Genomic DNA, 2,480 nt, shown 5'->3' with positions numbered 1-2,480 from the left:
TAGTGATTATCATAGTGTTGTGGAACAATCAGGCATCAAAGCGGGTGATGGCGGCTTTAATATCAACGTTAAAGATAAAACAACGCTGACCGGAGGTATTATTGAAAGCACCGCGCCGGCAGAAAAAAACAGCCTGACCACAGGAAGCATCAGCACCAGTGATATCAGCAACAGTGCGCATGCGCAAGCTNATTGAAAGCACCGCGCCGGCAGAAAAAAACAGCCTGACCACAGGAAGCATCAGCACCAGTGATATCAGCAACAGTGCGCATGCGCAAGCTAGCAGCCAAGGTTTAAGCATTTCAGCGGGTGGTCCGATGTATCAGGGCAAATATGGTGTCGGGAAAAACATTGCTAAAAATGTCTTAGATCATTCAAAAGCTAAAGATTCAGAGGAAGGATATACCAAATCCGCTATCAGCAATGGTACTATCGTCATTACTGATGAAGCAGGGCAGAAGGCATTAACAGGGCAAGATGTTGAGCAAGCCATCGCCTCCCTTAATCGGGATACTGCTAGCGCCCATAAGGGTGTACAACAGCTCGATGCAGGCAAGCTGGAACAAATCGTCCATGAAAATCGCGAAATGGCGACACAACTTTTAGAAGAAGGGTTTAAATACAGTGATGACTCCTATAAAACCATGTTTATCAAAGAGCATCCCATTGCCGTGGTCGACCGTGATGAAAAGGGTAATATAATCTATGAAATAGATGCAAATGGACAGTATATCAAAGACGCTCGTGGACAAAAAATACCTCACGCACATTATTTAACGGATGAAGAAAAGCAGCATTTGCAAGAGGGTGCTGATGGCAAGGTGCATGTGTCCTTTAATGGCATCTTTACGCCACCCTATGAAGCCGCTGTTTATGCAGAGCAACATGCGGAGAATAAAAATGAACCGCTTTATTTTGTTGTGTTCCCAGAAGCCGATTCTGCTATCTCAGAACTTCTAGTCGCGGGCTATCAGAAGTTTATGGAAAATAACTTTTGGGGTTTGACCAATTCAACACAAGAAGCAAAAGATTTGATGTATAGCTATGGTCTTACAGGGTTAGAACTTTATGGACATAGTCGCGGGACAATGACATTGGGGAATATGCTGAATTCTTTCAAACAAGAAGGTGTTCACGGTATAGCCGACAACACGAATATCAATTTCTATGGACCAGCCTTTAATGCTTTAGTTGCATCCGGTCTGTTAGGTTATGTGAGTGATGGCAAACAAACCACTATTGGCTTTGATGGGAATAGATATGACTTTGTAAGCAGAATTATTGGCGGCAATGGCTATACTTACGAGACAATACCTACTGGTAGTAACATGTGGAAAGAATGGTGGAGAGTGATCATGAATCCCATAAGCTCCCATACTTGCCTTGGAGATGCGAGTGATAAGTGTACATGGCGCTATGGCACATCTCATCGTGAACAAAAACCTTGAATTAAATAATGGAGTAAAAAATGAAACAAACTCTAAAGCTATTAGGTGCTGTAACTTTATTAGGTATTGCAGGATGTCAGTTTAATAAAACTCCTGGAGGGTATTTGAGCGCGTGGGAGAAAAATGGTGTTACTAATTTTACAGAGGTAGGAAAAGCCTTGTTAGAATGTGGCATGCCAACGCCTTATGATGTCGATCCAGAAAACAGAAAGCAGAGCATTAATGCAAAAGCAACAATTTATGCTTGCATGCTTCAATCAGGGTTTCGCTATAAAGATGAAGAGGTAGCAAGAGCGGGAGGGCCATGTTATACTTTTAAAGAGAAAAACTTGCCCATTTGTCGTCCAGGCGCTGTTGTTCCACAGCGCAGTGTCAAGAAACGCTTAAACAGCCCTTTTTGTAAAAAGCATCCAGAACAATATGAATGCTATCCTTAAGTTTTGCTATTGGTGATGATCAACAATCTGCCATCCTTGCCTTTGCTTGGAATGGCGGGATTGTTTTCTCAATCTACCATCTCAACTCAGTTCAGAACTGTCTTGAAAAACGGAGATAAAATATCAACAGGCTTTAGAGCCTTTTTATTGTAAATAAATCCATTGAAAGAGGGGAAAAATGAAAAAAATCTTAAAACTATTGAGCTGCATAGCTCTCTTAACTACAGCTGGATGTATTAACCAACCTCCTCCATCAACTTTAGCATTATGGGAAAAACCAGGTGCCGATAAAGCGATGATCCAACAATCTTTGTCAAAATGTGGTTGGAAACCGGTTTATGCTTCTCCTGACGATATGAATACGTATGCGAGTGAATTTGCCTCAGTTTATGAATGCATGAAAAAAGCAGGTTTCCGATATAAATTGCAAGATTCAAAAGGGATCTATTTTACACAATCTCCCAAAAGTGGCTCATTCCTAAGCAATTTAATGATAGCAGGATATCAGCAGTTTATGGACAATGACACCTTTGGTGTGACCAACAAAACGAAACAGGAACGCGCTTTACTAACGCATTTTGAGGATGAAAGAAAA

2 protein-coding genes and 1 pseudogene are annotated in these 2,480 nt (G+C 41.5%); all 3 read left to right on the top strand.

Annotated features, from left to right (window positions below):
• A pseudogene (locus ACFIL2_RS04940) lies at positions 1-1,448 on the top strand (filamentous hemagglutinin); the annotation flags it as partial.
• A 20-nt stretch (positions 1,449-1,468) separates the two neighbouring features.
• Positions 1,469-1,885, top strand: coding sequence for a hypothetical protein (locus ACFIL2_RS04935; protein ID WP_375640500.1), 417 nt, complete (start codon positions 1,469-1,471; stop codon positions 1,883-1,885).
• A 178-nt stretch (positions 1,886-2,063) separates the two neighbouring features.
• On the top strand, positions 2,064-2,480 hold a 417-nt coding region (locus ACFIL2_RS04930; protein WP_375681694.1), incomplete at its 3' end, for a hypothetical protein.

The organism is Bartonella sp. AP30XZML, from assembly GCF_042195945.1.
GTDB lineage: Bacteria > Pseudomonadota > Alphaproteobacteria > Rhizobiales > Rhizobiaceae > Bartonella.
The sequence above is the reverse complement of the archived record's forward strand: the minus strand, read 5'-3'. Positions and strand labels throughout refer to the sequence as shown.